The organism is Candidatus Methylomicrobium oryzae (assembly GCF_016745425.1).
Classification (GTDB): Bacteria; Pseudomonadota; Gammaproteobacteria; order Methylococcales; family Methylomonadaceae; genus Methylomicrobium; species Methylomicrobium oryzae.
Window position 1 is genome coordinate 1 of sequence record NZ_JAERVK010000041.1, and the last position, 2,699, is coordinate 2,699.

Annotated in this window: 3 protein-coding genes; all 3 read left to right on the forward strand. The window is 59.1% G+C overall.

All coding sequences use genetic code 11. The features are described 5' to 3' along the window. Nucleotides 1-151: 151 nt before the first annotated feature. Entirely contained in the window at nt 152-325 is a 174-nt protein-coding gene (locus tag JJL52_RS20955; protein ID WP_202054468.1) for a hypothetical protein, read from the forward strand. After that, nucleotides 322-588 (forward strand): hypothetical protein, encoded by a 267-nt coding sequence (locus JJL52_RS20960; protein WP_202054469.1) that lies wholly within the window; start codon nt 322-324, stop codon nt 586-588. The genes JJL52_RS20955 and JJL52_RS20960 overlap by 4 nt, the downstream gene beginning before the upstream one ends. 14 nt (nt 589-602) lie before the next feature. Beyond that, nucleotides 603-2,699 (forward strand): VgrG-related protein (locus tag JJL52_RS20965; RefSeq protein ID WP_202054470.1); only part of this gene is annotated, 2,097 nt, incomplete at its 3' end.

A 2,699-nucleotide genomic window follows, 5' to 3' on the forward strand; every position in this document is an offset into this window, starting at 1 on the left:
TGAGGCTCAAGTCTTCTGGCTGTGTAACCGCCGTCCCGAACAGTGGAAGATAGACAATACCACCATGGCTCAAATCTTTGGAAAGCTTGAAACCCAGCTCGATGACTACTTCCACAACAGGCCCCATTAAGCAGCATTAAAGGTAACCATTATGCAAACCAACCCCCCAAAAAAGACCGGACGGCCGATCGGCCGGCGTTCGATCAACACGCTGCGGAGCGCTGCGTTGAAAGAACTCGAAGCCCTCATGAAAGATACCACTGTACCGCCGGAAACACGCGCCTTTGCCGCGGCGAAACTGATTGATGAGGCGGCCAGATCGTGAAAACCTTCAGCGATTCGCAGCTCGAACAAAGTCCCACGTTGCGCCAGCTCAGCGTTTTGTCCCGCGTGAATCCGTTCGATGTGAACGATCACACCGAGGTCAATAAGGCGCTGGCCGAGGCGTTGGTGTTACTGATCGATGCCTTGGATCGGGACGGCATTCAGTTCAATGACCGCACCGACAAGAACGCGCTTTGGCAAATGCTGTTCGTCAACTATCAGTTGATTACTCAGATCCGGCCGGCCTCCCCGGTCCGGCACTAAAAGGACACTCCCTCATGGCACTTCAACACGACTCACAAGGCTTTCTAATCGGCGAGGTGATCCCCGAAATTCGCCGGGCGGCCGAGCTTTTAGAGCGCATCCGCAACGACGTGGCCGACATCAAGCGGTCGTTCCTGGCGTCGGCACAGGGCGATAGCGGCAGCCAGCCGCCAATCCTGCCGCCTTTGAGCGGCGAGACGGCCGTCCCCGGCAGCGGTCGGCAGACGCAAGGCGATAGCGGCAGCCAGCCGCCAATCCTGCCGCCTTTGAGCGGCGAGACGGCCGTCCCCGGCAGCGGTCGGCAGACGCAAGGCGATAGCGGCAGCCCGGCGCCGATCCTTCCACCTTTGAGCGGCGAGACGGTCGGCCCCGGCCGGCGGCGAAACAGACCTGCCGCCGGATCACAGGTTCCGCCAGGGCACAATCGAGACGCTCGCGGCCGCTTTACGAACAATAATCCAAACCCGGACGAAGAAGAGCGCAAACAGAAGCGTTTGTTCAATGGCATGGCCGACCGGCTTGCTGACGCCGTGACAGGCTCAGCGGCCGGTCTTGAAGAGGCCGATCCGACCATCAAGGCGATTAATGAAGTGGCGCAGCCACTGGCACAGGGTTATCAGTTCTTTGCCGGCGATGACTGCAAGGAAAACAAATGGTACCGGCGCCTGTTCGGAGAACTCAGGCTGTTTCGGAAAGAGCAGACAGTCTTCGATCGGACCGAGCAACGGGTGCTGCGAGAGATTGACGAAAATACCGAGAACGCGCAAGGCTCGGGCAGCGCCCGCAGCGGCGGCTTTTTAGGCGGCCTGTTGGGAGGCGTTGCGGGCAGAATCCTGCCTCTGCTGATGACCGCGCTCGGGTTTATCTTCGGTCCGGTCGGCTTGGCGCTGGCCGGGGCGGCAACGGCGGCCTGGGGGGTATTCACCGAAGATGGCCGCAAGTTCTTCGCCAATGCGGCGGACAGTTTCGAGGTCGGCTGGGAAGCGACAACCGGTTATATCAAAGGCAAATGGGACGAAGGCGTCAAGTTCTTCACGGACATTTGGGCGCCGGTCAGCCAGTTTTTCGCGGATAAATTCGGGATTGTCAGCGAGTCGGCCAAAGCGGTGGTCGGCAAAGTGTCCGATACCGCCAACCAGGCCAATGCGTTCGTCAAGGACCAGACCGGCGTCGATGTGAAGGAAAAGGCCAAGACGGCCAGCGCGACGGTCAAAACGGCGTACCAAAAGACCGTGGAGGCGGCCAGCCGGAACGTGATCGAGCCGGCGGCGAATGCAGTCGGTAAAGCCAAAGACTGGGTATTAGGCCAAACCAGCCAGTTCTTCGAATCCGGCAAAGGCGGCGCCGGTACGGTCTCGACTGGAAAAGGTGATTTCGGCGGCGCCTCCTACGGCACCTATCAGCTTTCCTCGAAGCAGGGCACGCTGCAGAACTTCCTGAAAGCCAGCGGTTACGAAAACCAGTTTGAAGGGCTGGCGCCGGGGACGGCAGAATTCAACCGGCGCTGGAAGGAAATCGCTCAACAAGATCCCGCCTTCGGCACGGCGCAGCACGCTTTCATCAAGCAAACCCACTTCGATCCGCAAATGGCGCGGTTAAAGCAAGCCGGGATCGACATCGCTGGCCGCGGCAAAGCGGTCCAGGATGCGGTTTGGAGCACTTCGGTACAGTTCGGCGGTGATACGGCACTGATCGAGAGAGCCTTAAAAGGGAAAGACCAAGCAAAGCTCTCGGATGCGGACTTCGTGTCGGCGCTGCAGGATTACAAGATCGCGAATAACGATAGACTGTTCTCCAAATCCTCCAATCAAGTCCGGGTAGGCACGCTGAACCGCGCCCGGAACGAAAAGACTCAATTGCTCAGCCTGGCGGCCATCGAAAGCAAAATCGCACCGATCGTACAGACGCCGGCCGTGCAAACCGTCTCCGCTCCTTCTCCATCCATGCCGGCTATGCCGAAACCGCCAGTGATCGCCGAAGCCCCTCAGGTGATGATGCCAGTCGTCAGCGATGGTTTACGTAAAAGCTTGTCGATCAACATCAACAAGGATGACATCGGCCAGGACATTTCCGACCGCCGACTGGCGCATATTGTAACCGGAGGCTTATCC